The organism is Kineosporia rhizophila, assembly GCF_021277265.1.
GTDB lineage: Bacteria > Actinomycetota > Actinomycetes > Actinomycetales > Kineosporiaceae > Kineosporia > Kineosporia rhizophila.
Genome location: NZ_JAJSOH010000004.1, coordinates 14,360 through 39,494, shown reverse-complemented (window position 1 = coordinate 39,494; position 25,135 = coordinate 14,360). Strand labels below are relative to the sequence as shown.

Below are 25,135 nucleotides of genomic sequence, written 5' to 3'. Positions count from 1 at the left end.
TTCTTCCTTCGTGTCAGCCGATGCCGGCAGACCTAGTGTCTCGTCTGGTTCGCGCGTGGTCAGGGAACGGGGATCAAGTCGGAGAGCAGGTCGGACAGACGGTTCGTGTCCGGGGGCAGTCCGGCGGCGGCCTGGGCCCCCAGCAGGCGTTGCAACCGTTCGTTGGCCGGTGTCGGTACCCCGTGCAACCGGCCGAGCCGGACAATCTCTCCGTTGAGGTGGTCGACCTCGCTGGAGCTGCCCCGGGCGAAGCTCTGCCAGGTGGAGAGGTTCCCGCCGACGTGCCCGGGCACCTCCTCGACCACCAGGTGGGCCGTCGCCTCGGGCGCGACCTCGATGCCCGCCGCCGCGAACACCGCGCGGGCCTCGGGCACCAGCAGCGCCCGGGCCTGCTCCCGCTCGGTGTCGCTGCCCTGCAGCACGCCCAGGCCGTTGGCCAGGTTGAGCAGGAGCTTGCGGGCCTTGTAGGCGCGGACGTCCTCGACCAGGCTCACGTCGTAGCCGGCCTCGCGCAGGTCGCGGGCGAACTGCGCACCCTCGTCGCCCGGATCCGCCGCCCGGTAGCGGCCCAGCCAGGCCACCCCGACGATCGGGTACGAGGGAGAGACCACCTCACCGGGGGTCAGATGGCTGGCGGCCACGCCGATCGAGACCCCGTAGACCCGCCCGAACCGGCGCACCGCCAGGTCCTCGGTGGCCAGGCCGTTCTGGAAGGTGAGCAGGGGCAGGTCGGCGGCCAGCAGGGTGGGCCGGCCGTGCTCGTCGGAGACCGGCAGCCAGGCCCACCCGGCCAGCACCGGCTCCGCGTCCTGGGTCTTGGTCGCCAGCACCAGCACGTCCTGGTGGGTCAGGTGCAGTTCCTGAGGCCCGCCGACCACCGGCACCCGGACCTGCTCGGTGCTGCGCGGCCGGCGCACCCGTACGCCGCCGGCCCGGATCGCCTCCAGGTTGGCGCCCCGGGCCACCAGGACCACCGACTTGCCGGCCAGTTCGAGCTGGGCGGCCAGCAGGGCACCGATCGCACCGGCCCCGATCACGACATAGCGAGTACTCATACCGGGTTCGCTCCGATCGGCCGGCCGGGGATGGAGTCGAGCAGTTCCCGGGTGTAGGGCGACTGCGGGGCATCGAACACCTGCGCGGCCGGGCCCTCCTCGACGAGCTGACCACGGCGTAGCACCGCCACCCGGTGCGACAGGCTGGCGACCACCGCCAGGTCGTGCGAGACGAACAGGTAGCTCAGGCCCAGGTCGTCCTGCAGCGAGGTGAGCAGGCTCAGGATCTGCGCCTGAACCCGCACGTCCAGGGCCGAGACCGGCTCGTCGAGGAGCAGCAGCTCCGGCTTCAGCGACAGCGCCCGGGCGATGGCCACCCGCTGACGCTGCCCGCCGGACAGCTCCGACGGCAGCCGGCCGGCGAAGCTCTGAGGCAGGTGCACCGCGTCGAGTAGTTCCCGCACCCGCTCCCGGCGGGAGGCCCGGTCGCCGATGCGGAACGACACCAGCGGCTCGGCGATCGTCTGCCCGACGGTGAACCGGGGGTCCAGGGCGGAGAACGGGTTCTGGTGTACGAGCTGGAACCGCCGGCGCAGCGGGCGTAGCTGTCGCCAGCCCAGACCGGTGATGTCCTGGCCACCGAACCAGACCTGCCCGCCGGTCGGCGCGACCAGGCCCAGCGCCACCCGCAGGGTGGTGGTCTTGCCCGATCCGGACTCCCCCACCAGGCCCAGGGTCTGGCCTTTCGGGACCTCGAGCGTCACCCCGTCGAGAGCGCGGAAGCTGCCGCCCCCGGGCAGGGTGTAGTCCTTGGACAGATTCTCCAGGCGCAAGACAGGTTCAGCGGTTTCGGCTGGGGCCCGGCGCTCGGTGAGTGAGAGCCCCGGAGCCGAGCGCAGCAGGTCTTTCGTGTACTCCTGCTCGGGCGCCCGCAGAACCGTTGCGGCCGGTCCGCTCTCGACCACCGCACCGGACCGCATCACCACCACCCGGTCGGCCCGGTCGGCGGCCACCCCCAGGTCGTGGGTGATCAGCAGCAGCGCGATCCCGCGCTCGGCGACCAGGCGCTGCAGATGGTCCAGGATCCGCTTCTGCACCGTCACGTCGAGGGCGCTGGTCGGTTCGTCGGCGATCAGCAGGTCGGGCTCCCCGGCCAGGCCGGCCGCGATCAGCACGCGCTGGCGCAGGCCACCGGAGAGCTCGTGCGGGTACTGCCGGGCCCGCAGCACCGGATCGTCCAGCCCGGCCGCGGCCAGAGCGGCCAGAACCTCGGCGTCCACACTGCGTTTCGGTACGTCGGGCCGCCGGCGCACGGCCTCGGCCACCTGCGGGCCGATCCGCCGGGTGGGGTTCAGGGTGACGGTCGGATCCTGCGGCACCAGGGCCACCACCCGCCCCCGCAGGTCTCTCAGGGCTCGTTCGCCGGCGCCGGTGACCGGTTTCCCGGCCACGGTGATCGAACCGCCGCTCACCCGGCCGGTTCCGGGCAGCAGGCCGAGCACGGCCGAGGCCAGGGTGCTCTTGCCCGAGCCCGACTCCCCCACCACCGCGACCGTCTCACCCGGGGCGATGCTCAGCGAGACGCCCCGCAGCGCGGGCACCGGAGGCCGGCGCCGGTGCGGGTGGTAGTCGACCGAGAGGTTCTCGATCTCGAGAACGTTGCTCATCGCTGGAGCTCCTCGAGGCTGCGGGAGATGTGGTTCAGGCTGAACACCATCAGCCCGACGAAGGCCCCGGGCAGCAGGGTCAGCCACGGTGAGGTGATCAGGTAGCTGCGGCCCTGCGAGATCAGCGTGCCCCACTCGGCCGACGGCGGGGCCGCCCCGAAGCCGAGGAAGCTGAGCGCCGAGATGGCCAGGATCGCCACCCCGAAGTCCAGCACCGCCAGCACCAGCACCGGGCCCCAGCTGTTGGGCAGGATGTGCCGCACCAGCACCCGGGTCCAGGACGCCCCGCCGGTGCGGGCCGCCTCGATGTAGGGCAGGGCCTTGATGCTCAGCACCCGGGCCCGGGTGATCCGGGCGAAGCCGGGAACGATGCCCACCCCGACCGCCACCGCGATCGGCAGGGTGCCGAAACCCAGTGCGGTGACGATGGTCAGGGCCAGCAGCAGACGCGGGATCGCCAGCAGCACGTCGATCACCCGCATCAGCACCGAGTCGGCCCAGCCGCCGAAGAAGCCGGAGACCACGCCGATCGCCAGCCCGGCCACCACGGCGATGCCGATCGCCCCGAGGGTGGCCTGGATGGTCAGCGTGGAACCGTGCAGCACCCGGCTGAACAGGTCGCGGCCGAGCTCGTCGGTGCCGAACCAGTGCGCGGCCGAGGGGGCCAGCAGCTTGTCCGCGCCGGCCGTGGCGTTCGGGTCGTGACCGGTGAACCAGCCCGGCGCCACGGCCGAGACCAGGACGAAACCCACGTAGACGAGGGCGAGCACGAGCCCGGGGCGGGCCGTGAGGGTTCTCCAGCGAGCCGGCGCCGCCGGTTCGCCGACCGCGTCGCCGGCCACCGGCGTCGTCAGTTCTGGTGCGAGATCGACCGACATTCCCTGTCCTCCTAGGAGATCCGCGGTGTGTGCGTGATCCGCGGATCGAACAGCGGGTACACCAGATCGATGAGCAGATTGATCACGACGAACACCGCCGCGGCCAGCACCACGATCGCCTGCACCAGCGGTACGTCCTGAGCCAGGACGGCCTGCTGGGCCATCTGCCCGACGCCCTGCCGGGAGAACACGGTCTCGGCGACCACGGCCTCGGTGACGGTGGCGCCCAGCAGCAACCCGAGCAGGGTCAGCGTGGGCAGCAGGGCGTTGCGCAGAGCGTGCCGGGCCTGCACGTACTGCCGGCTCAGACCCCTGGCGGCGGCGGTGGTCACGTAGGGTTCGGCCAGCTGGTCGTCGAGGCTGCGGGTGAGCACCTGGGCCAGCAGCGCCGCGGTGGGCAGGGCCATCGTGACCGCGGGCAGCACCAGGCTGCCGGCCCCGGTGGTACCGGTGGCCGGGAACCAGCCCAGCTCGAACGCGAACACCTGGATCAGCAGCAGGCCGACGAAGAACGGTGGGAGCGAGACCCCCACCGCCGGAAGCCGGTTCAGCAGCGTCTTCAGCCAGGAGACCCGGACGAAGGCGGCCAGGTAGGCCAGACCCCCGCCGAGCACCAGGGCCAGGGTGATCGCGGCGGCGCCCAGGGCCAGGGTGGAGGGCAGCCGCTCGGCCAGCAGCTCGCCGACCGGGCGGTGCAGTGAGATGGACCGGCCGAAGTCACCCCGCAGCAGCCCGCCCAGGTGGTCCAGGTACTGGTGGCCCAGCGGCTGGTCCAGACCGTACTGCTGCTTGGCGGCGGCCAGCTCGGCCGGGGTCAGCTCGTTCACCTGGACGTTGGCCGCCGCCAGCTGCAGCTCGACCGGGTCGCTGGGCAGCAGGTAGAGGATGCCGAAGGTGAGCGTGTAGACCGCCCAGAGCACCACCACCGCCTGGAGCACCCGGCCGGCGACGTACCTCGTCACTGACTGATCCAGATGTCGTTGGCCCGTAGGAAGGCCTCACTGGTCCAGGCGAAACCGTGCACCTTGGCGGCCACCCCGGCCGTCTGCACCCGCTCGTACAGCGGGAACATCACGCCCTGCTCGACGATCAGCTTCTGCAGGTCGGCGTAGGTGCTTGCCCGCTTGTCCTCGTCCACGTCCTGCAGGCCCTCGGCGAACAGGCCGCTGATCTGCGGGGCCACGTCGGCGGTCTGGGAGAGCTGGGCCGTACCGGCCTGGCTGACCTCGGAGTCCAGCACCGAGCCGAGCACGCTCGGGTCGGCCCGGGTGTAGTAGGTGGCCAGCAGGTCGTAGCCACCGTCGGCGGCGGCCGCCTGGTACTGGGCCAGGGTCAGCACCTTCAGGTCCACCTTGATCCCGACCTGCTTGAGCTGGTCCTGCACCAGCTGGTCGCCCGGGGTGGTGGTCTGCACCGGGATGGTCAGGGTCAGCGGCTTGCCGTCCTTGGCCCGGTAGCCGTCGGCCCCCGCGGTCCAGCCGGCCTCGTCCAGCAGGGCCTTGGCCCCCTCCGGGTCGTAGGCCAGGGCGCTGGAGGAGTCGGTGGCGTAAGGCGTGGTCTCGTCGAACGGACCGCTCACCACCGGGTAGCCGTCCCAGAAGACGGTGCTGGCGTAGCTCTTGCGGTCGATCGACTTCTGCAGGGCCTGCCGCACCTTCTCGTCGGCCAGCGGCTTGCCCGCGCTGACGTTCGGGAACAGGCTGCTGCTGATGCCGGGCAGGGAGCGCGACTCGATGCCGGCACCGGTGGCCTCGATCACCTTCTGGTCGGCCTCCGAGATCGGCAGGCGCGGCCACGCGATGTCGATCGAGCCACTGGTCAGGCTGCCGACCCGGACCCCGTCCTCCTTGATGTAGCTGACCTCGATCGCGTCCAGGTAGGCGTCACCCTGGTTCTCGATCAGCTCGGAGGGCCAGGCGTAGCCGTCGCGGCGGCTCAGTTTGGCCTCGGTGGCGGCGGTGTAACTGTCCAGGGTGAAGGCGCCGCTGCCGACGAGATTCTTGCCGGTGCAGCGTTCCTCGGGGGTCTGCTCGTACGTCTTCGGGCTCAGGATCGCCATCGTGGTGGTCGAACTGGCCTGCAGGAAAGCGCTGTTCGGCTTCTCGAAGTCGACCTTGACGGTGTAGTCGTCGACCACCTCGGTGGACTTGTACCCGGCCGTGTAGGTCAGGCCGAGCAGCGACTTGGCGCCCAGGGCGTGGGTGGCGTCGTAGGCGGTCTTGACCGCGGTGGCGTCGAACTTCGTGCCGTCGGAGAAGGTCACGTCGTTGCGCAGCTTGAAGGTGTAGCTGGTGGCGTCGTCGTTGACCTCCCAGCTGGTGGCCAGCCAGGGCACGATCTTGCCGGTCTCCGGGTCCTGGTCGGTCAGCGAGTCGGCGAACTGCCGGTTCAGCGAACGACTCTCGATCCAGTACACCTGGTTCGGGTCGATGCAGCCCTGGGCGTCGTCCCAGAAGGCGATGCGCAGCGTGCCGCCCTTGACCGGGGTGCCACCGGCGCTGTCGTTCGCCGCGTCTGCTCCCCCGCCGCAGGCGGTCAGCAGGGCGAGAGAGGTCAGGGCCAACAGTGGACGTTTGTAGCGCATCTTCGTTTCTCCTACGGCGTCTTGAGAGAAGCTCGGCCGGCGATCAGCAGGGCCGCGTCGTCCTGGGGCGGGTGCACCCTCGAACAGAGCACGTCCCGCAGGTGTCGCTGCAGCGGGTTGTGCCGGGTCAGCGCCGGGTTGCCGAGGGCGGCGACCGCGGTCTGCACAGCGGTGACGGCACTGCGGGTGGCGATCAGCTTGGCGCTGAGCAGACGCTGGGTGGCGACCGGATCGTGCGCGTCCACCCGGGCGGCCAGACCGAACAGCACCTCCTCGGCCTGGATCAACTGCACCTCGATCTCCCCCGCCACGGACTGGATCCGCTCGGTGGTGGCGATCGGCCGGCCCAGCGAGGTGGGCACCCGCTCGTTGGCGAACTTCACGAACCAGGCCTGGGCAGCTCTGGCCACGCCCACGTAGAGCGCCGCCAGGCCCAGCACCGCCGACCCGGACACGTCGCGCCCCTGCTGGGACAGCGGCACTCCGCGGAAGTTCTCCTCCGGCACGAACACGTCGGTGTAGACCACGTCGTGGGTGCTGGTGGCTCGCAGCCCGAGGTGGTCCCAGGTGCGGATCACCTCGATGCCCGGGGTGTCGCCGGGCACCACGGCGTGGGCCAGCAACGGGTCGTCGTCCGGATCGGTGGAGGTGGTGGCCCACACCAGGTGGTAGGCCAGCCCTTCCGAGCCGGTGGCGAAACCCTTGCGTCCGTTGAGGATCCAGCCGCCCTCGACCTTGCTCACTGTGGTGGCCGGCAGGCCGCCGCGGGCCGGTGCGCCCCACTCCGGTTCGGCCCGGACCGCGTTCAGCAGCACCGGCCGGCCCCACGAGTCGGCGACCACCTTGCGGTAGGTCTCTTCCGGCCACCACGGGGCCGTCGCCTGCAGTTGGTGCTGGAACACTGTCATCGCGGTCAGCAGCGCCACCGAAGGATCACCGGCCCCCAGGGCCAGGAACAGCCGGACCGCTTCGGCAGAGCTGAGGCCCGGCCCGCCGTAGGCACTTCCGATCCCGGCCCGGAGCAGGCCGGCCTCGTGCACCACCTGGATGCTTTCCCAGGGGAAGGCTCCGGTGCGGTCGTTCTCCTCGGCTCGCTTCGCCAGCTGATCCCTGACTTCGTCCAGATCCCATACAGTTTCGGGCTGAGCGGTCACGAGTTCACCAGGCCGCTGTTCTCCAACGGGTCCTGCTGCACCACGGCGCCGCGCTCACCGGTCGCCTCGCGGTGGGCGAGTTCCTGCCGCACCAGAGGGATCAGGTAGCGGCCGTAGTCGACGGCGTCGTTCAGGTTGTCGTAACCCCGGATCGAGATCAGGTCGGCACCGAGGTCGATGTAGTCGAGGATGGCCGCGGCGACCGTCTCGTAACTGCCGACCAGTGCGGTGGAGGCCCCCGCGGCGCCGGTCGCGGTCGCGGTCGGCGTCCACAGCGCCCGGTCGTGCAGATCCTTGCGAGAGGCGATCTCCAGCAGCCGCTGCGAACCGACGTTGGCCGGACCCTCCGGGCCGTTCCAGTTCTTCACCTGGGACCACAGCGACTTACCGCCGCCAGTATTACCTTTCAGGACGTCGAGCGTGCGGTGCGCCTTCTCCCAGGCCAGTTCCTCGGTCGGGGCGATGATCGGCCGGAAGGTGACCCAGGTGCGGGGCACGTCGGTGCGGCCGGCCAGTCGCGCCTGCTCGCTGAATCGGGCTATCTGCTGCGCAGTCTCGGCCAGCGGCTCGCCCCAGAGGCCGAAGATGTCGCCGAGCGCGCCACCCACGCGGTAGGCCTCGTCCGACGAACCACCCACGCTGACCGGGATCGTGCCGTTCACCGGCCGGACCCGCGAGACGAAATCCTTGAACTGGTAGTACTTCCCGTCGTGGTCGAAGGGCTCGGTCTCGGACCAGACCCGGCGCAGGATGCGGATGTACTCCTCCTGCCGTTCGTACCGGCCCACCTTGTCCAGCGTGTCCCCCTCGCGCAACTGCTCCCGGTCGCTGCCGCCGGCGATGAAGTGCACAACCGCCCGCCCCTCGGAGAGCTGGTCGAGCGTGGCCAGGGCCTTCGCCGCAACGGTGGGGTAGAGCGTGTTCGGGCGCAGCGCCACGATCGGCTTGATCCGCTCGGTGTACTGGGTGACCGCGGTGGCGATGCTGAACGGGTCGTGCCCGGGGGAACCGTAGGGCACGAGCGTGTAGTCGAACCCGCCGTCCTCCAGGATCCGCGAGTAGCGCTTCAGGTAGGGCACGTCGATGTCGAACCGCCCGAGGCGGTTGATCTCGTTGGCCGGGTTGACGTTGATGGCACTGATGAACTCGACAGACACGAAGCACCGTCCCGAGAGCTGGATTTGGCCGTGCAGCAGCGCACCGTCGACCGTGGCGGCACGACGGCAGAGGTGTTTCAGAAGAAGCGGAAATGGCCTCGGACTTGTCGGCGCACAACCAGTTTCAGCCGGCTGGGCCGGCCGCTCCCGATGTGCTCCACCGTTCCACGTGAATTACTCTACCTAGAGGGTAGAGATTGTCTAGACCCCGAATCATCACGGGCCCGACTGGAATCCATCACGCCTGGTGATGGGTCGGCGGCCGGTTCACGCCGGTTCGGGCAGGACCTCGCCGTCCTTGCGCATCTCGTCGGCCAGCGGGCCGGGCAGGCTCAGGTGATATCCCTGACCGTACTCCACCTTCAGGCCGCGCAGGCAGTTCAGCTCGGCCGCGGTCTCGATCCCCTCGGCGATCACGCTGCTGCCGATCTTCTGGGCGAACGCCGCGAGCGCACCGGCCAGGGCGCGCTTGGCCGGGTCGTCGTCGATGTTCCGGACCAGGGAGATGTCGAGCTTGATGAAGTCGGGCACCAGGGTCAGCACGTGCCGCATGCTCGCGAAGCCGGCCCCGGCGTCGTCCACCGCGATCCGCATCCCGTGCTCGCGCCAGGGCCGCAGCACCTCGTTCAGCGCGTCGTAGTCGTCGACCGCCTCGTGCTCGGTCACCTCGACGACGATGCTGCGCAGCGGCAGCGAGGTGACCAGCCGGCCGAAGGCGGGCGAGACCAGGGTGCGGGGCGAGACGTTGATGGCCAGGAAGCCGCGCAGGGCGGGCAGGATGGTCAGGGCGTTGCGCACGGCGGCCAGTTCCAGCTCCAGGCCCACGCCGGCCCGGGTGGCCGAGGTGAACCACTCGTCCGGGCGGCCGCTGCCGGCCGGGAACCGGCTCAGCGCCTCGACCCCCACGGTGCTCAGGCCGTCCAGGGCGTGCACCGCCTGGAACACCACCCCGGGCCCGCCGTTGGCCATCAGCCGGTCCATCCGGTCCAGCATCCGGTGCCGGTCCCGCTCGGTCCGGTCCTCGATGTCGACCAGGTCCATCACCACGGCGCCGATCGCCCGCAGCACCTCGGCGTCCCGCTCGCGCAGCGCCTCGTCCGGGGCGGCGGACCAGGTGCACAAGGTGCCGTAGAGCCGGCCGTCGCGGCGGTACAACGGCACCCCGACGTGCGATCCGATCCCGAGCCGACGGGTCATCGGCAGCGCCCGGGCCACCGGGTCGCGCGAGGTGTCGGCGATCACCGGGGCGAGCCGCTTCTCGGTCAGGGCCCGGCAGTACGTCTCGTCGGCCGCCTGCAGCTGGCCCACGGTCAGGGCCACCTCGATGGTGCTGACCAGGTTGCGCACCCGCTGCTGGCCGGGTGATCCGTTCTCGGGTTCGCTCTCGAAGGTGGCCAGGTAGGCCACGTCCATGCCGAGCTGGTCCTTGGCCAGCTGGAGCAGGGCGTCCACGCTGGTCAGCCGGCGCCCTACAGCCTCCACCGCGAGCGTCTGCACCGTTCCGGCCGCGAGGCGGGCCTCGGCGTCGGCGGTGGCAGGGGTCGTGGTGGAACCTTCGTCGTTCTCTCGCCGGCCTGGGCTCCGGCGCCGTTCGAGACCGGTGTAGGGCTCGCGGTCGCCCGGCCCGGACGGCCCGGCTTCGACGGTGACCGAGGTCTGACGCGGGATGCGCCGACTCGCGACCTGCAGCTTGTCCGCGTACATCTCCACGTCGGCGGCCCGCCAGGCGGCCTGCAGACCGGTGTTGGTGCGTCGCTGGCCGACTCCGAAGGAGGCCGTGATGCCTGCTGCGGACAACGCCTTCCGCAGGTCGCCGAGCACGGTGTGGGCCTGGTCGGCGGTGGTCTCGGGCATCAGGACGCCGAACTCGTCGCCGCCGATCCGGGCCACGAAGTCGACCGAGCGCATCCGCCCGGACAGCACCGCCGCGGTGGTGATCAGGACGTCGTCCCCGCTGGTGTGCCCGGTCCCGGCGTTGACCCGGCGCAGGCCGTCGATGTCCAGCACAAGCACGGCCGCCGACCCGGCGTAGCGCGAGGCCCGGGCGTCCTCCGCGCGCAGGGCGTCGTCCCAGGCCCGGCGGTTGGCCAGGCCGGTCAGCGGGTCGGTGAAGTCGGCGTCGGGGGTCTGCTCGCGGCGGTCCTCCTGCTGCGCGGACAGTTCGTGGGCCAGCAGCGCCCCGAGCAGGGTGGCCTGCCGGCGCACGGCGGGCAGGTGCTGTTCCAGGTCGGGAGCCGTTCGCGCGCTGATCCCGGTGAGCGCGCCCAGGACCTTGCCCTCGGGCGAGCGCAGCGCCAGCATCAGCGTGGACGCCACCGGCACCAGTGTGTCCTTCGCCGAGTTCATCAGCAGGTAGTTCTCGCTCGCATCGGGCACCGCCTCGGGGCGGCCCCAGTCGACGACCTGGCTGCAGTACGACTCGGCCCACGGCAGGGTCAGGCCGTCGTACATGCCGAAGATCTCGTCGTTGGTCAGCATGACCACGAGCTCGTCGTCGTCGCGACGCAGGATCGCCCAGGCCTCCAGGCCGATCCAGGTGCGCAGGTCGGCCAGCACGCCCAGGGCGACGGTGACGAAGTCCGACCCGGCCTCGCGCCCCGAATCCACCACCTGCGCTGCCCTTCGCTCTACGGCCTGCCTGCTCCGCGCCACCAGGAAGTCCCATCGGCCGGTAGGGGCCCGATCATGAGGACTTGGTGGTGGTGGTGACCACGTTCGCGGCGATCACCATGAACACGCCGAGCCACTCCCGGGCCTCGAGCAGTTCGCCCAGCACGACGATGCCCACGAGCGAGGCCAGCACCGGGTTGATGCTCATGAACACCCCGAAGAACCGGGCCGGCACGCGCCGCAGCATGATCAGGTCGAAGGCATAGGGCACGGCCGAGGAGGCGATCCCGGCCACGCCCGCGGCCAGCAGGGCCGTGGTGGTGAACCGGTCCTGGACGGCCAGGACGACCAGCACGGGCAGGTAGAGGACCACCGCGACGGTGGAGGCCGCGGCGGGCGCCTGCAGTCCCGGCAGGCGTGCCCCGACCTCGGCGTTGAGCAGGATGTAGGCGGCCCAGCAGACCGCCCCGAGAAGGCCCATCGCAATGCCGAACCAGTCGCTGCTCGGGCCGGGGGCGACCAGCACCACCACGCCCGCTCCGGCCAGCACGGCACACGCGGCGTCCCGCCGGGTACGCGAGCGGGCCAGCGCCACCCCGAGCGGGCCGAGGAACTCCAGGGTGACCGCCAGACCCAGACCGATCCGGTCGATCGCGGTGTAGAGGCCCAGGTTCATCGCCGCGAACACCACGCCGAGGGCGAGCGTGGGCCACCACTGCCGCCAGGTGAAGCGGTGCATCGGCGGCCGGGCGATCGGCAACAGCACACAGGCCGCCACGAGCTGGCGGACCGCGACCACCCCGGCCGGGCCGATCGCCCCGAAGGCCTGCGCCCCGGCTGCGGCCCCCACCTGGCTGCTGGTGCCGCTGAAGAGCATGGCGGCGATGGACAGCGGGAGACCGCCGCGGCCCCGGAAACCCTCGGCGGGCCGGGGCTGGGGCCCGGGCTGGACGGTGGACGGACTGGGCACGGCAGTGGTCATGACCAGAACTCTGCGATCCGGATGACCGGTTCCGGAAATGCAGATGGACTCGGATTCATACGATGTAGTCATGAATGGCCACTCCGGCATCGAGCTCCGGCAGTTGCGCTGTCTGGTGGCGGTGGCCGACAACGGCACCTTCACCGACGCCGCGATCGAGCTGGGCATCTCCCAGGCCGCGGTCTCCCGGTCGGTCGCCGCGCTGGAGGCCGCGCTCGGGGTGACCTTGCTGCACCGCACCACCCGCAGTGTCGAGGTCTCCCCGGTCGGCGCCGGAGTGATCGTCCGGGCCCGGCGGATCCTGGCCGACGTGGCCCAGCTGCAGCAGGTGGTGGATCCGCACCTGCGCCTGGGCTACGCCTGGTCGGCGCTCGGCCGGCACACCGTGGAGCTGCAGCGCACCTGGGCGCAGCGGTATCCGGGCACCCGGCTGACGCTGATCCAGTCGAACACGCCCACCGCCGGGCTGGACGAGGGCACGGCCGACGTGGCGGTGATCCGCCGCCCCCTGGCCGGCGCCCGCTTCGCCCACCTCGCCACCGAACTCGTCGCCACCGAGGCCCGTTTCGCGGCCGTGGCCACCGACGACCCGTGGGCCCGGCGCCGCTTCGTCCGGCTGCGCGACTTCGCCGGGCGCACGCTCGCGGTGGACCACCGCACCGGGACCACCACACCGGACCTGTGGCCGGCCGGCGAGGGCCCGGCCCGGGTGGTCGACTCCCACTCGGTGGACGAGTGGCTCACCATGATCGCGGCCGGGCATGCGGTCGGGATGACGGCGGAGGCGACGGTGGCCCAGTACCCCCGGCCCGGCATCGTCTACCGTCCGGTGCGCGACGCCGAACGCACCCCGGTCCGCCTGGCCTGGCGCCGGGACGCCCCTGCGCCTCTGGCCGGTGAGCTCCTCGCCCTGGCCCGGGAGCTCTACGACCGCTGAGCCCGCCCGCTGAACCCGTGTGCTGAAGGGGGCACCTGAACAGGTCGATGAGCGTTCCAGCTCTGGTGGGGTGCAGGATGCTTGCATCCTGCCCGGATGCCTGTTGCCGCGCACCGTTCGACCGGAGGGGTCGATGAACCTCGAGAAAGTGATCTTCGGCTTCTTCGTGCTGCTCGCAGCCACCCTGAACTTCGGGTTCTTCATCGGTGACATCTCCAACGCGAAGCTGCACAGCGAGTACGAGCTCTACGCGGCCGTGGTGGTCAGCCTGATCGTGACCGTGCTGAAGTTCGGCGACCGCACCCAGATCGGGGCCGTGCACCTGGCCACCAGCCTGGTCGCCGACCTGCAGCTGATCGCGGCGACGCTGGTCTGGGTCTACGCCGACCACGTCTCGTCCTCCGGTCTGGACGAGCACGCGATGGCCAGCATCGTCTCGCTCTCCGGCGGGGCGCTCCTGGCCAACCTCGTCTCGGTGGTGCTCCTGGTGATCGAGACCGTGTCGTTCCACCGTCGCTGATGCCCAACGCCGACCGCCCCCGCTCGGAGCAGGAGAAATGGCACGAGCGGCACCCGGGCCACCGGCCGGGTGCGCGGCGCCCGGGGGCCCGGGTGCGCAAGCCGGGCGAACCGCTGCTGCCCCCGCCGACCAACCACGACCCGGCCGCGACCAATGCGCTGATCACCGGGGCCGGCCGGTGGGCCGCCATCTCCCGCTTCCGGCACGCCGGTGACCTGCCCGGCCCGGCCGGCGGCCCGCTCAGCTCCCGCGGGGTCGAGGCGGTCTCGGCACCGATCTTCCTGATCATGCGACGGATGCGCACGCCGCTGATCGTCCTGATCATCATCTTCGCGATCACCACGTTCGGCCTGGCGGTGGCCCCGGGCGAGACGCCCGAGGGCGAGCCGCACCGGATGGGCATGTTCAACGCGTTCTACGTGATGAGCTACACCGCCAGCACGATCGGCTTCGGCGAGATCCCCTACCCGTTCACCGCCGAGCAGCGGCTGTGGATGACGCTGAGCATCTACCTCACCGTGGTCGGCTGGGCGTACACCATCGGTACCCTGCTCTCCCTGTTGCAGGACCGGGCCTTCCGCACCGCCCTGGACATGCGCCGCTTCACCAGCCGGGTGGAGCGGATGCGCGAGCCGTTCCTGCTGATCGCCGGTTACGGGCACACCGGGCAGCGGCTCGGCCAGGCCTGGGACCACCTGGGCCGCAACTTCGTGGCGATCGACGTGGAGGCCACCAAGATCGAGTCGCTCGACGTGGACCAGTACTTCGCCGACCCGCCCGGGCTGACCGCCGACGCCTCGAACCCGTTCAACCTCAAGCTCGCCGGGCTGAAGAACCCGCACTGCGAGGCGGTGCTGGCCCTGACCGACGACGACGAGGTGAACCTGGCGATCACCATGACCGCCGCGCTGCTGCGCCCGGACCTGCCGGTGATCGCCCGGACCATCTCGGCCCCGGTGGAGGACCGGATGCGGGCCTGGGGCGCGCCGACCGTGATCAACCCGTTCGACCGGTTCGGCGACCACCTGCGGATGGCCCTGCGCGCACCCATCTCGTTCCGGCTCTACTCCTGGCTGGAGGCGGGCCCCGGCTCGGAGCAGCCCCCGCCCGGGTCTCCCCCGGCCAAGGGCCTGTGGGTGGTCTGCGGCTACGGCCGGTTCGGTCAGGAGGTGGTGGGCGACCTGCTCGCCGAGGGGCTGGACGTGGTGGTGGTCGACCCGGACCCGCCGACCGACGAGTTCCTGGCCGCCGAGCTGGACATCCCGGTGGAACGGCTGCCGCGGGTGATCCACGGCGACGGGTCGGAGCCGGAGGTGATGGACGAGTGCCACATCGAGACGGCCGTGGGCTTCGTGGCGGGCACCGACGACGACACCACCAACCTCTCGCTGATCGCCGCCGCCCGAAGGCGCAACCCGGACCTGTACGTGGCCGGGCGGCAGAACCTGCCCACCAACCAGTCGCTGTTCACCGCCATGCACCTGGACATGCTGCTGGTACCGGCCGACCTGGTGGCCCGGGAGGCCTACGCCCGCCTGTCCACCCCGCTGCTGTGGCGTTTCCTGGAGGAGATGCCGCACCGCGGTGAGGACGAGGCGATCGAGCTGATCCAGCGCATCAAGAACCGGTGCGGGCAGTTCATGAAGGACGTGTGGAACGTCGAGTTGACTGCGTGGGAGGCGCCGGCCCTGGCCGGGTACCTCGATCCGGAGGCAGTGCCGGCCCGGGTGCGTCAGCGCCGCCACGCCGCCCAGGAGGGCCGGCGGGTGCCGCTGACCATCGGTGACCTGCTGCGCGACCCGGACGACAGGGAAGACCGGCTGGCGGTCGTGCCGCTGATGTTGCTGCGTGATGGGAAGGCGACGATCGGCCCGCCGGACGACACGGAACTGCGCCTGGACGACGAGTTGCTGGTGGCGGGCACCCGGATGGCCCGGCGTGAGCTGCAGACCACGTTGCTCAGTGAGAGCACAGCGCAGTACGTGGTGACCGGGACGCGGATGCCGGAGAGCTGGGTCTGGCGGCAGTTGGCCGGGCGGCGGTTGCCGCGGGCTGGCGTGGACGGCCCTGCAGCTGACGGCTCTGAGGGTGGTGGCTCTGAGGGTGATGGCTCTGAGGATGATGGCCCCGAAACTGATGGCTCCGATGGTGAGAGTCCTGCCGGTGAGAACCCTGGTCGTGGGAAGCCTGGGAAGTGAAGCCAGAAGGACGCCGAAGCCTGAGGACGACTGGGCGGCCAAGGTGCCGGGCCTGACCAAAGGCGGGCGTGGGTAGGAACCACTAGACGCTGGACACGACCGGAACCGGTCTAGGCGAGCCGGGCGTGACGCCGGCAGCTCAGACCAGCAGCTCGGGCGGGCAGCTCAGACCGGCAGCTCAGACCGGCAGCTCAGACCGGCAGCTCAGACCGGCAGCTGACCACCTCAGCACAACCTGGGCCGGGACCGGGCGGAAGCCGCTCCAGCCAGACTCGGGCAGTGCTCCGGGAGGGGTCGGAGCACCGCCCGAGGGCCTGTGCCGTGAGAACCGGGCCGCCACTGGTCAGCAACTCGGCCGACAGACTCGGCCAGCGGACTCGTCGGCCGGCAGACTCGGCCACCAACCGGGCCAGCCTCGAGCCAACAACGAGCCCGCGTGAGCCGGCACCGAGCCGCGACCGCGGCGCAGGACCGGTTCAAGCCCGGGTGGCCCCGTTCTCACTCGCAGAAAGTTTCACCATGGAATATTGCGCGGACAAATAGCGGCAAGAATTCAGCCGCCGGCGCCACAGGTAAATCAATCCGCACTGAAGTCAAATACCGACAGTGAAGCCGGATCAGCCCTACCCGAAACGCATTTGCCCATCATCCGAGCTCCGACTTCAGACACCCCCCGGATCTGATTTCTACTATCTGTGAAATCTACGCGCCGCAATGATCGCCGTCCACCACTGCGGCCATAAATCAATCATAAATAGCGATACCGGACATCGTTGCCGGATCCGGGGGGCCTGGACCGGCTCAGGCGGAGGGCAGTTTGGCGATCTTCTCGATCACCGCGGTGGTCGAGATCGAGGGCGTGCGCGGCAGGTAGACCACCTCGCAGTAGTCCTTGATCCAGTCGAAGCGCCCGGCCCAGTCGTCGCCCATCACCAGCAGGTCGGCGCCGTACTTCTGGACGTACTCGGCCTTGAGTTCCAGCGACTCCTCGACGAACACCTCGTCGACCACCTTGAGCGACTCGATCAGTTCCTTGCGCTCCTGCTCGCTGAAGATCGGGTTACGGCCCTTCTTGCTCATGTTCAGGGCGTCCGACGAGACGCCCACGACCAGGCGGTCACCGTGCGCCTTGGCCCGCTCGAGGATGCGCAGGTGGCCGATGTGCAGGACATCGAAGGTGCCGAAGGTGATCACAGTCGTCATTGAACGAGCTCCGTCTAGGACCGGGGGGACGCAGGCCTGCCGGACCCACCTCGGCCGGCGATGGCTTCCTGCCGTCGCACTGGTGAACGAAGTATGTCCGGTGAGCGAACTATTCTGCCTCACCTGGCGCGCCTTCCTCACCACTGCCGGCGCAATCGGGCGCAACCACCCGTCCGCCGCTGCGGGTGCCGAAGCGGGCAAGCACCCCGAGACTGGGGCCATGGCAAGAACAGTCCTGGTCACAGGCGCTTCCGGATTCATCGGCTCGCACCTCGCCGAGCACCTGGAACGCCGGGGCCACAGCGTGCGGGCGATGACCAGGAAGCCGGACAGTTACACCGGAGCGGGCGAACCGGTCTTCGGCGACGTCGACGACCCGCAGAGCCTGGCCACCGCGATGGCCGGCTGCGACGCGGCCTACTACCTGGTGCACTCGCTGGAGTCGGACGACTTCGAGCAGAAGGACGCCGAGGCGGCCCTGAACTTCGGCGAGGCGGCCCAGCAGGCCGGGCTGGAGCGGATCATCTACCTCGGCGGGCTCGGCGAGGACGACGGTGAGCTCTCCCCCCACCTGCGCTCGCGGCGGCAGGTCGAGCAGCTGCTGCCGCTGGCCGGGGTGCCGGTGACGGTGCTGCGGGCGGCCGTGGTGGTCGGGCACGGCGGGATCAGCTGGGAGATCACCCGGCAGCTGGTCGACCACCTGCCGGCGATGGTGACGCCGCACTGGGTGAACACCCGGACACAGCCGATCGCCCTGCCCGACGTGATCCGATACCTGGCCGGGGTGCTGGAGCCGGAAGAGGCCCGCGGGCGGGTGTTCGAGATCGGCGGGCCGGAGGTGCTGCGCTACAAGGACATGCTGGCCCGGGCCGCCCGGATCATGGGCAAGCGGCTGCCCAGCCTGACCGTGCCGCTACTCACCCCCGGCCTCTCGTCACGCTGGCTGGCCCTGGTCACCGACGTGGACACCGCCACCGGCCGGAACCTGGTCGACTCGATGATCAACGAGGTGGTGGTGCACGACCACTCGATCGAGCAGATCGTGCCCGGTCCGTCGATCGGCTACGACGAGGCCGTGCGGCTCGCCCTGGCCGACCGGGAGCGGGCCCTGGGTGAGCAACCCCCGCAGCAGACCAGCCAGACCAGCAAGACGCAGACAGGGCAGACAGTTCGTCCGGACGGCCAGGAACCCGGCCGACTGTGAGCGATCAGCCCACCGAGCGGTCCGGCGAACCCTCCAGCGAGTCGTCCGGGGCGCAGCCCACCGAATCCCAGACCCGGTCCAGCCTGGAGGCATGGGCCAGCCGACGGCTGGAAGGCTCGGCCGCGAACCTTCGCCGCACCGCAACCGGAAGAACCGTCGAGAACCTGCTCCGGTCGTCCCTGATCGAAAGAGTGCCGCGGGACCACCGGGAACCCGATGCGCACTTCCGCCGACGCCGGATCGTCACCGCCCTCACGCTCGTCCTCGGGGCCGCCCTGCTGGGCATCTCGCTCGCGGTCGAGCCGGGCGACCCGGTCTTCTACCCCCTCACTCTCTCGGTGGCCCTGGTCTGGACCGTCGGTGGCCTGGCGTCGGGCCCCCTGCACCTGGGCTGGATTCCCCACAGAGGTGCTCTCCGTCGTCCATTGATCAACGGAGTCGTGCTGGGACTGGTGGCGGGCGCGATCTTCGTGGCGGGTGCGCTGGTCGTGCGGGAGATCCCGCCCCTGCGGGACTTCGTGGCCCATGTGCTGGCCCATGAACGGGAGGGGGCGTTGCTGCTGATCGTGGCGGTGGCCCTGCTGAACGGCCTGGCCGAGGAGGTGTTCTTCCGCGGGGCGCTGTTCGCCGCGATCGGGCGGCAGCACCCGGTACTGATCTCGACCGTGATCTACGCCCTGGCCACCATCGCCACCCGCAATCCCATGCTGGTGTTCGCCGCCTTCCTGCTCGGGGCCGTGCTCGGGCTGGAGCGCCGGGCCAGCGGCGGGATCCTGGCCCCGATGGCCACCCACGCGACCTGGTCGCTGATCATGCTGGTGACGCTGCCACCCCTGTTCGCGGCCTAGCCGTAGGGGAAATCCCCCTAAAAGCCGCTCCAACCGTCACATCGCTCGTCATACTGACGCGTACGGATTGCATGGCGTAATGACAGTGGATCACGCCGTTGCGGTCGACGAAATGCGTGCGGCGAAACGGGAGTGATGCAGCGGTGGAGCAGATCGTGTCCGGCAGGCTCGAGGACGCCGACGGCAGCTACTGGAAGCTCTACGAGAACGCCTTCGACGACCTACGTAGTCTGGCGGTGCAGCGCCACCTTATGCTCCGCCCGGAGTTCGAGGAGCTGATGCAGGACAAGCGGGTCACCAAGTACGCGATCCGCGACGAGGAGCGGGGACGGGTGGCCGCGCTGGCGACGGCGACGAACGAGCTCGACGCGGTGCACCTGATCTCCCCCGAGTACTTCGAGCGGCGCTGGCCGGAACTGTATGCGCAGAAACGCATCTGGTACGTCAGCTTCGTGGCGGTGGAGCCGGACTACCAGGGCACCGGGGCGATGACCCAGCTGATCGAGATGGTCTGCCGGGACGCCGGGGCCTCCAGCGGGCTGATCTGCCTGGACATCTGCGAGCACGAGACGCGTGAGCGGCTGGCCACCGCGATCGAGCAACTGGCCCGGACCTACCTGCCCGGAGTGCGCCGCGAGCGCCTGGACGCGCAGGTGTACTGGGCCTACACGTTCCCCGAGCCGGGTGGAGCTCAGCTGTTGCCCACGCCGGCCTGAGGCAACCCCTTGGCCTGCTGCTGCACCGGGGGCGTCCACAACGCGTCCTCGGCCTGCTCCTCACGCAGCAGCGGGCGCAGGTGCTTCTCGGCGAACTCGGCGTGCCCGGCCGCCTTTCCCCACAGCCAGCCCTGCCCCCGGGTCACGTCCAGACTGATCAGCGCGTCGCGCTGGGCCGGGGTCTCCACCCCCTCGGCGATCACGCCGAGGTGCAGTGCGGTGGACATGGCGACGATCGCCCGGACGATGGCCTCGTCGCCCGGGTCCACCCCCAGGCCGGTGACGAAGGCGCGGTCCACCTTGACCGTGGTGACCGGGAAGCGGCTGAGGTAGCTCAGTGAGGAGTAGCCCGTGCCGAAGTCGTCCACCGACAGCCCGATGCCGAGGTCGCGCAGGCTGCCCAGCACCTCCAGGACCTGACTGCTGTCACCGATCAGGATCGACTCGGTGATCTCCAGGCTGAGCCGTTCCGGACCGAGCCGGTAGACCCGCAGGCCGTCGGCGATCTTGCGGCGGAGGTTGTGGTCGCGCAATTGGCGGGCGGAGGCGTTGACCGACATCCAGAAGCGCTCGGGCAGCAGGTTCTCGTCCCGCCAGAGCGCCATCTGGCGCAGCGACTCCTCCAGGACGAACGTGCCGATCTGGTCGATCAGGCCGGTCTCCTCGGCCACCGGGATGAACTCGGCCGGCGAGATGGGCCCCCGCACCGGGTGGGTCCAGCGCACCAGGGCCTCGGCCCCGACCGCCCGGCCGGTGCGGGTGTCGACGATCGGCTGGTACGACAGCCAGAGCTGGTTGCGCTGCACGGCCTGGCGCAGGGCGAGCTCGATCTCCACCCGCTCGCGCACGGTCTGGCGCATCCCGGCGTCGAACACCTTGACCCGGCCCCGGCCCTCCGCCTTGGCCCGGTACATGGCCAGGTCGGCGTCGCGCAGCAGCGACTCGGCGTTGCGCTGGTCGCTCTGCTGGGCGATGCCGATCGAGGCGACCGCCACCAGTTCGATGCCGGGCAGCTCGACCGGCCTGGTCAGCTCGGCCTGGATCCGCTCGGCCATCGCGGCGGCGTGCACGGTCTGGCCGTGGTCGGCGACCACGAACTCGTCACCGGAGATCCGGGCGAGCATCGCGCAGTCGCGGGTCAGCTCGCTCAGGCGCCGGGAGACCTCGACCAGCAGCAGGTCCCCGACCTCGTGCCCCCAGTGGTCGTTGACCAGCTTGAAGCCGTCCAGGTCGAGGTAGAGCAGCCAGATCCCCTCGGGCCGGCGTGCGGCCAGCATCTCGTCGACGTTCCGGGTGAGCAGGTCGCGGTTGGGCAGGCTGGTGAGCGGGTCGTGGGTGGCCCGGAAGACCAGGCCGCGCTGGATCTCGGCGTTGCTGCGCACGGCCGAGACCGCGCGGAAGACCAGCGCGCCGATCAGCCCACCGGTGGCCAGGGCCTGGACCAGGCGGTCGTAGCCGTTGCTCTCGACCAGCAGGATGACCACCAGCGGGGTGGCCAGGGCGGGCAGGATCAGCGCTAGTCGCGGCGCCGACCAGGCCTGCACCGGACGGGCCCGGATCGAGCTCATCTCGGCCATGGACGGGTGCAGGGCGGCCGCCGCGAGCATGACGAAACCGAGCAGGAGCGGCAGGTCCAGCAGGGCCGAGCCGGTGAGCTCGCCGCGGGCTCCGATGATCGCGTAGCCGGTGTCGCCGATGAAGAGGCCGACCACCGACAGCGCCATGAAGCGGAAGCTGGCCAGCCGGGAGGCGGTGGAGAAGCCGAGGTTCAGCACCAGCAGCAGGATCAGGATGTCCCACAGCGGGTACAGGCCGGCCAGCAGCGAGACCAGGTCAGGCCGGTCGCCGACCCGGGCCGCGGGCAGGGCGAGGAACTCGGTGGCCAGCAGCCCCGCCCCCAGGGCGACGATGAAGCCGTCGACCACCGCGTGCCGTTGCACCCCGACGTGGCGTAGGAACACGAGCATGGCCAGGCCGACCAGGACGTAGCCGGAGACGGCGAACGCGTCGGCGGTGAACTGGGTCAGACCGGACCGCCCGACGGCCCACGGGCGCGAGGCGACGGCACCGCCGAAACAGATGCTGGCCAGGACCAGCAGCACCCAGGGCAGCGGATCGGCCGGACGGTTACGGCGCAGCCCGACGAGCTGCAGCACGATCGTGCCGATGCCGATGACTGCGGCCACCACGGTCTCGACGGCGGCGCTCAGCTGCAGCGCGTAGACGCCACACAGCACCACACCGACGACCACGGCCAGCACGGAGGCACGACGGCCGACCAGCACCGATGTCCTCCCGGAAGCGGTCAGATACTTACCTGGCTCTTCGACGCACTCCCCCGCAACCTGAAGCTGAAGCAGCCGCTGGCAGATGTCAGAATAAGACCCAACGGGTGTTTCCGGCGGGTTTTCCCGGATCAGAATTGCGATCTGCACCCTCATCGCCCGGCATGGACAACCCCGGCCCGATGTGCATGGCTATGGGGATTACCAAGATTTGCCCACCTTGCATTTGCCCGGCTTACCCGTTAACGCCCGGCGGTAGTCAACTTCTGACGCAGTGTCGTGAACACGTAGCGCCACAAGGGAAATACGCAGGGCTATAGTCGCGGCGTGTCGGACTACTACCTGCCTGCTGACGGCCCAGGAGCGGGCAACTCGGGAACGCCCTACCCCCGTCGCCGGGATCGTCGGCAGGCTCAGCAATACAGTCCGCAGCCGGCGGAGGACACCTACGAAGCCGCTCCCGGAGAATCGTTTCGCAATCAAACATTCTCCGCCGACTTCCACGAGAGCGGCGTTGATCTTGATGAGTTCTCGGGGCCGGAACAACCCGGCTACGACTACGACGAGTCCGAGCAGTACGACGACTACCAGGGGTACGGCGGTTACGACCAGTACGGGGAGTACGCAGGCCCGTATGAGCGTTCAGCTTCCAACCCGCAGTTCGAGCAGGTGTACCACCAGCCCTACAACCAGCCGCACGAGCCACCCGGGCGCGACACCCTGGAGCTGGACGATGCCGAGCCGGGGTACGCAGGGCCCGAGCAGGAGTACGACGAAGGCGACGACTACGAGGACGACGCGCCCTACGAGGCCCCGCACCTCCAGGACGAGGAACGCGCCGCCTACCAGGCCGATTTCCAAAGGACGCTGGCTCGCACCCGGTACGAGGACGAAGAGGCCCCCGCTGCTCCCCCGGTCGAGGAACCACGAACCCCGGTGACCAAGACCGGGATGTCGGCGGCCCCGGCGTCTTTTCCCTTACCCATCATCGCTCGAGGTGGGGTCCCCTCCCAACGCTCGCCAGCGTCGTCCATTGGTAGCTCTGGCCCACAAGCTCACTCAACCGGCGCTCCCCGACTGGCCGCCCCGAACCGACCGCCGGTCGAGAAGCTGCCGCCGAGACGCCAGCCGCAACGCCGCCCTTCTCCAGCCGCGCGAGGGTTCGTGCCCAGCCAGGACCGCATCGGAACGGCCCGTGAGGTGATGAGTTACCTCGCCCGTCGGCCGTGGCTGCAGCTCGACGTCGTCGACATCATCCTGGGCACCCAGTTCGACCGGGACGACGTGGCGCACGCCCTGATCGTGCTGCAGCAGACCGGGCGGATCCGGAGCCACCTGCGTGGCGACCGGGTCTGCTACTCCTACGCCACAGCCGAGAGCTTGACCTGATGGGCGGCACCGGCGGCGAGACCGTCTGGCTGGGCGTCGTGCTCGGCGGGGCTGTGGTGGCGTTCGCGCTCTGCCTGAGCGGGATCCGGCGACTGCGCCGGGCGCTGGCCCAGGACGCGATCAACGCCCTACTCCGCCCGTACCGGCTGGAAGACCTCGACCAGACCGCCGGGCTGGCGGCGGGGCAGATCACGATGCGGCACGTGCGGCGCGGCACGTGGGGCTTCGCGGTCACGGTGCTCGACCTGCTGGCCTGGATCGCCGCTGTGACCGCGCTGATCAGCGGGGTCCGGTGGCTCCAGGACCAGTCCTCCGACAGCTACGCGTTCTCGGCCCTGGGCTGGCTCCCGTACGCCCCCGCGGCGGCCGTGCTCACCGCGTTCGCCCTGCTGCTGTACCTACTGGCCCACGAGCCCGAGCGCCGCACCCGACTGCGGTCGGTGCGCTGGCTGCGCCGGCTCCTGCCGCTGTCGGCGACCGGCTACCTCGACCCGGACTGCTCGGCCGAGTTCGGCATCCTCGCGCAGGCCCTGCTCACCCGTTCCCGCGCCACCCAGCAGGCCGCCCGGGACCAGGTCGCGGAACTGGCCCACGCCCTGCTGCCCCAGGCCCGGCAGATGGCCGACGACGATCTGCGGCGCACGGTCGAGAGCGCGGTCGCGTTCGTGCCCCGGCAGAACGGGCCGGGCCTGGACACCGACCGGTTCGCCGAACTGCTCACGCTTTTCGACGCACTGTTCGGCCGGCTCCGGGACGACACCGGGCACCAGGACGTCTGGCGGATCGCGATCCTGCGTCAGCTGATCCGCTACACCGGACCGAACGTGCTTCCGGAGATCTTCGGTCAGCTCCAGACCCGGCCGGACGCCGTCGGGATCGACGGGCTCAGCGTGACCCGTACCTCCGAGCCCTCGCTGCTGCACACGGCGTTCGGGCGGGAGGCCGGGGCCGACGACGGTCTGGACCTGCTGGTCGACCTCACCCGGCAGATGCGCCAGAACGCCGGCGACCGGGACGACGACCCGCGCTGACGGCGTGACCGATTGCGCGACGGTCAGGGTCGTCGCGAAGCGGTCACGCCGCCACCTGCGAGCTCCGGGCGAAACCGGCCGGAGGCAGCGGGATTCCGAGGCTGCGGAGTCCCGCCGCCAGATTCGTACCGGGCTCGCCGCCCATGTAATACCGCCGCCTCCGCAGCGTCAATTCATGTGGAGACTTTATATATGCAGCCTGATCAGGTCTTAACGTTCAGACCCGAACGACCTTCCGTTCCTTCATCGCGGTGAGGGCGACGAGCCGGATCTCCATCAGCTGCGCCACCGTGGCGGCGAGGTCGACCAGCAGGCTGATCTGGTTCGGGTCGAGCTGCGGGCGGCTGGTCTGGTCGATCACGTTGACCGTGCCCAGGGCGTGCCCCTCCACCTCGATCGGGGCCGCGGCGTAGAAGCGCAGCGCCAGATCCCCGGTCACCAGCGGGTGTTCCGCCGTGCGGGGGTCGGTCGCGGCGTCGTTGACGATGTAGGGGCCCTCGTGGTGGACCACCGAGGCGCACAGGCCGGGCTCGGTGCCCACCTGCCGGACCCCGTCCAGCCCCTGGGTGGCGGCGAACCAGACCCGGTCGTCGTCAACGATGCTCACCGTGGCGATCGGGGTGTTGAAGATCTTGGCGGCCATCTGGGCGATCCGGTCGAAGGCGCCGTCCTCCGGCGCCCCCAGCTCGTCGGTGTACTTGTGCACCGCGGCCAGACGGGCGTTGCCCTGGACGCTCAGCTGCGCTTCTTCGGTCTGCGGGACATCCGTGCTCATCT

At 70.4% G+C, this 25,135-nt stretch carries 20 protein-coding genes; 8 read left to right on the top strand and 12 right to left on the bottom strand.

Annotated features, from left to right (window positions below; all coding sequences use genetic code 11):
• Positions 1-59: 59 nt before the first annotated feature.
• From LWF15_RS08720 to LWF15_RS08680, 9 genes are all read right to left on the bottom strand, one after another.
• Positions 60-1,055, bottom strand: coding sequence for a ketopantoate reductase family protein (locus LWF15_RS08720; RefSeq protein ID WP_232809902.1), 996 nt, complete (start codon positions 1,053-1,055; stop codon positions 60-62).
• Complete coding sequence (locus tag LWF15_RS08715; protein WP_232809901.1) at positions 1,052-2,662, bottom strand: dipeptide ABC transporter ATP-binding protein; 1,611 nt, start codon at positions 2,660-2,662, stop codon at positions 1,052-1,054. Before LWF15_RS08715 ends, LWF15_RS08720 begins: the two co-directional genes overlap by 4 nt.
• Complete coding sequence (locus tag LWF15_RS08710; protein ID WP_232809900.1) at positions 2,659-3,540, bottom strand: ABC transporter permease; 882 nt, start codon at positions 3,538-3,540, stop codon at positions 2,659-2,661. The genes LWF15_RS08715 and LWF15_RS08710 overlap by 4 nt, the downstream gene beginning before the upstream one ends.
• An 11-nt stretch (positions 3,541-3,551) precedes the next feature.
• The gene (locus LWF15_RS08705; protein WP_232809899.1) at positions 3,552-4,502 is read right to left on the bottom strand and encodes an ABC transporter permease; all 951 of its coding nucleotides are present in this window, start codon (positions 4,500-4,502) and stop codon (positions 3,552-3,554) included.
• Positions 4,499-6,124 (bottom strand): ABC transporter substrate-binding protein, encoded by a 1,626-nt coding sequence (locus LWF15_RS08700; RefSeq protein WP_232809898.1) that lies wholly within the window; start codon positions 6,122-6,124, stop codon positions 4,499-4,501. Before LWF15_RS08700 ends, LWF15_RS08705 begins: the two co-directional genes overlap by 4 nt.
• An 11-nt stretch (positions 6,125-6,135) precedes the next feature.
• A complete protein-coding gene (locus tag LWF15_RS08695) occupies positions 6,136-7,278 on the bottom strand; it encodes an acyl-CoA dehydrogenase family protein (RefSeq protein ID WP_232809897.1) in 1,143 nt (380 codons plus the stop codon).
• On the bottom strand, positions 7,275-8,435 hold the full coding sequence (locus LWF15_RS08690) for an LLM class flavin-dependent oxidoreductase (protein WP_232809896.1): 1,161 nt from the start codon (positions 8,433-8,435) through the stop codon (positions 7,275-7,277). Before LWF15_RS08690 ends, LWF15_RS08695 begins: the two co-directional genes overlap by 4 nt.
• Positions 8,436-8,702: 267 nt before the next feature.
• Positions 8,703-11,045, bottom strand: a complete 2,343-nt coding sequence (locus LWF15_RS08685) for an EAL domain-containing protein (protein WP_232809895.1) — start codon at positions 11,043-11,045, stop codon at positions 8,703-8,705.
• Positions 11,046-11,118: 73 nt separating this feature from the next.
• Entirely contained in the window at positions 11,119-12,027 is a 909-nt protein-coding gene (locus LWF15_RS08680; RefSeq protein ID WP_232809894.1) for an EamA family transporter, read from the bottom strand.
• 70 nt (positions 12,028-12,097) lie between these two features.
• On the opposite strand from LWF15_RS08680, the gene LWF15_RS08675 reads away from it, so the two are divergent.
• From LWF15_RS08675 to LWF15_RS08665, 3 genes are all read left to right on the top strand, one after another.
• Positions 12,098-12,964 (top strand): LysR family transcriptional regulator, encoded by an 867-nt coding sequence (locus tag LWF15_RS08675; protein ID WP_232809893.1) that lies wholly within the window; start codon positions 12,098-12,100, stop codon positions 12,962-12,964.
• Positions 12,965-13,097: 133 nt separating this feature from the next.
• Complete coding sequence (locus LWF15_RS08670) at positions 13,098-13,484, top strand: DUF6394 family protein (RefSeq protein ID WP_232809892.1); 387 nt, start codon at positions 13,098-13,100, stop codon at positions 13,482-13,484.
• Positions 13,484-15,682: a potassium channel family protein gene (locus LWF15_RS08665; protein ID WP_232809891.1), complete on the top strand. Its 2,199-nt coding sequence runs from the start codon at positions 13,484-13,486 to the stop codon at positions 15,680-15,682. The genes LWF15_RS08670 and LWF15_RS08665 overlap by 1 nt, the downstream gene beginning before the upstream one ends.
• Positions 15,683-16,483: 801 nt before the next feature.
• Here the strand turns inward: LWF15_RS08665 and LWF15_RS08660 are convergent.
• Positions 16,484-16,885: an adenylyltransferase/cytidyltransferase family protein gene (locus LWF15_RS08660; protein ID WP_232809890.1), complete on the bottom strand. Its 402-nt coding sequence runs from the start codon at positions 16,883-16,885 to the stop codon at positions 16,484-16,486.
• 220 nt (positions 16,886-17,105) lie between these two features.
• Here LWF15_RS08660 and LWF15_RS08655 point away from each other — a divergent pair, with 220 nt between their 5' ends.
• The 3 genes from LWF15_RS08655 (at position 17,106) to LWF15_RS08645 (ending at position 19,653) form a co-directional block, all read left to right on the top strand.
• The gene (locus LWF15_RS08655; RefSeq protein ID WP_232809889.1) at positions 17,106-18,089 is read left to right on the top strand and encodes an NAD(P)H-binding protein; all 984 of its coding nucleotides are present in this window, start codon (positions 17,106-17,108) and stop codon (positions 18,087-18,089) included.
• A gap of 164 nt (positions 18,090-18,253) precedes the next feature.
• On the top strand, positions 18,254-18,937 hold the full coding sequence (locus tag LWF15_RS37395; RefSeq protein ID WP_408622943.1) for a CPBP family intramembrane glutamic endopeptidase: 684 nt from the start codon (positions 18,254-18,256) through the stop codon (positions 18,935-18,937).
• Positions 18,938-19,080: 143 nt separating this feature from the next.
• Positions 19,081-19,653 (top strand): GNAT family N-acetyltransferase, encoded by a 573-nt coding sequence (locus LWF15_RS08645; RefSeq protein WP_232809887.1) that lies wholly within the window; start codon positions 19,081-19,083, stop codon positions 19,651-19,653.
• Here the strand turns inward: LWF15_RS08645 and LWF15_RS08640 are convergent.
• Complete coding sequence (locus LWF15_RS08640; protein ID WP_232809886.1) at positions 19,629-21,938, bottom strand: putative bifunctional diguanylate cyclase/phosphodiesterase; 2,310 nt, start codon at positions 21,936-21,938, stop codon at positions 19,629-19,631. The two genes, LWF15_RS08645 and LWF15_RS08640, sit on opposite strands and share 25 nt — an antisense overlap.
• A gap of 327 nt (positions 21,939-22,265) precedes the next feature.
• Between LWF15_RS08640 and LWF15_RS08635 the strand changes: the two genes are divergently transcribed.
• Together LWF15_RS08635 and LWF15_RS08630 are read left to right on the top strand one after the other, a co-directional pair.
• Complete coding sequence (locus tag LWF15_RS08635; protein ID WP_232809885.1) at positions 22,266-23,327, top strand: hypothetical protein; 1,062 nt, start codon at positions 22,266-22,268, stop codon at positions 23,325-23,327.
• On the top strand, positions 23,327-24,358 hold the full coding sequence (locus LWF15_RS08630) for a hypothetical protein (protein WP_232809884.1): 1,032 nt from the start codon (positions 23,327-23,329) through the stop codon (positions 24,356-24,358). The genes LWF15_RS08635 and LWF15_RS08630 overlap by 1 nt, the downstream gene beginning before the upstream one ends.
• Before the next feature lie 217 nt (positions 24,359-24,575).
• Here the strand turns inward: LWF15_RS08630 and LWF15_RS08625 are convergent, their stop codons facing one another.
• The gene (locus LWF15_RS08625) at positions 24,576-25,133 is read right to left on the bottom strand and encodes a GAF domain-containing protein (RefSeq protein ID WP_232809883.1); all 558 of its coding nucleotides are present in this window, start codon (positions 25,131-25,133) and stop codon (positions 24,576-24,578) included.
• Positions 25,134-25,135: the final 2 nt, after the last annotated feature.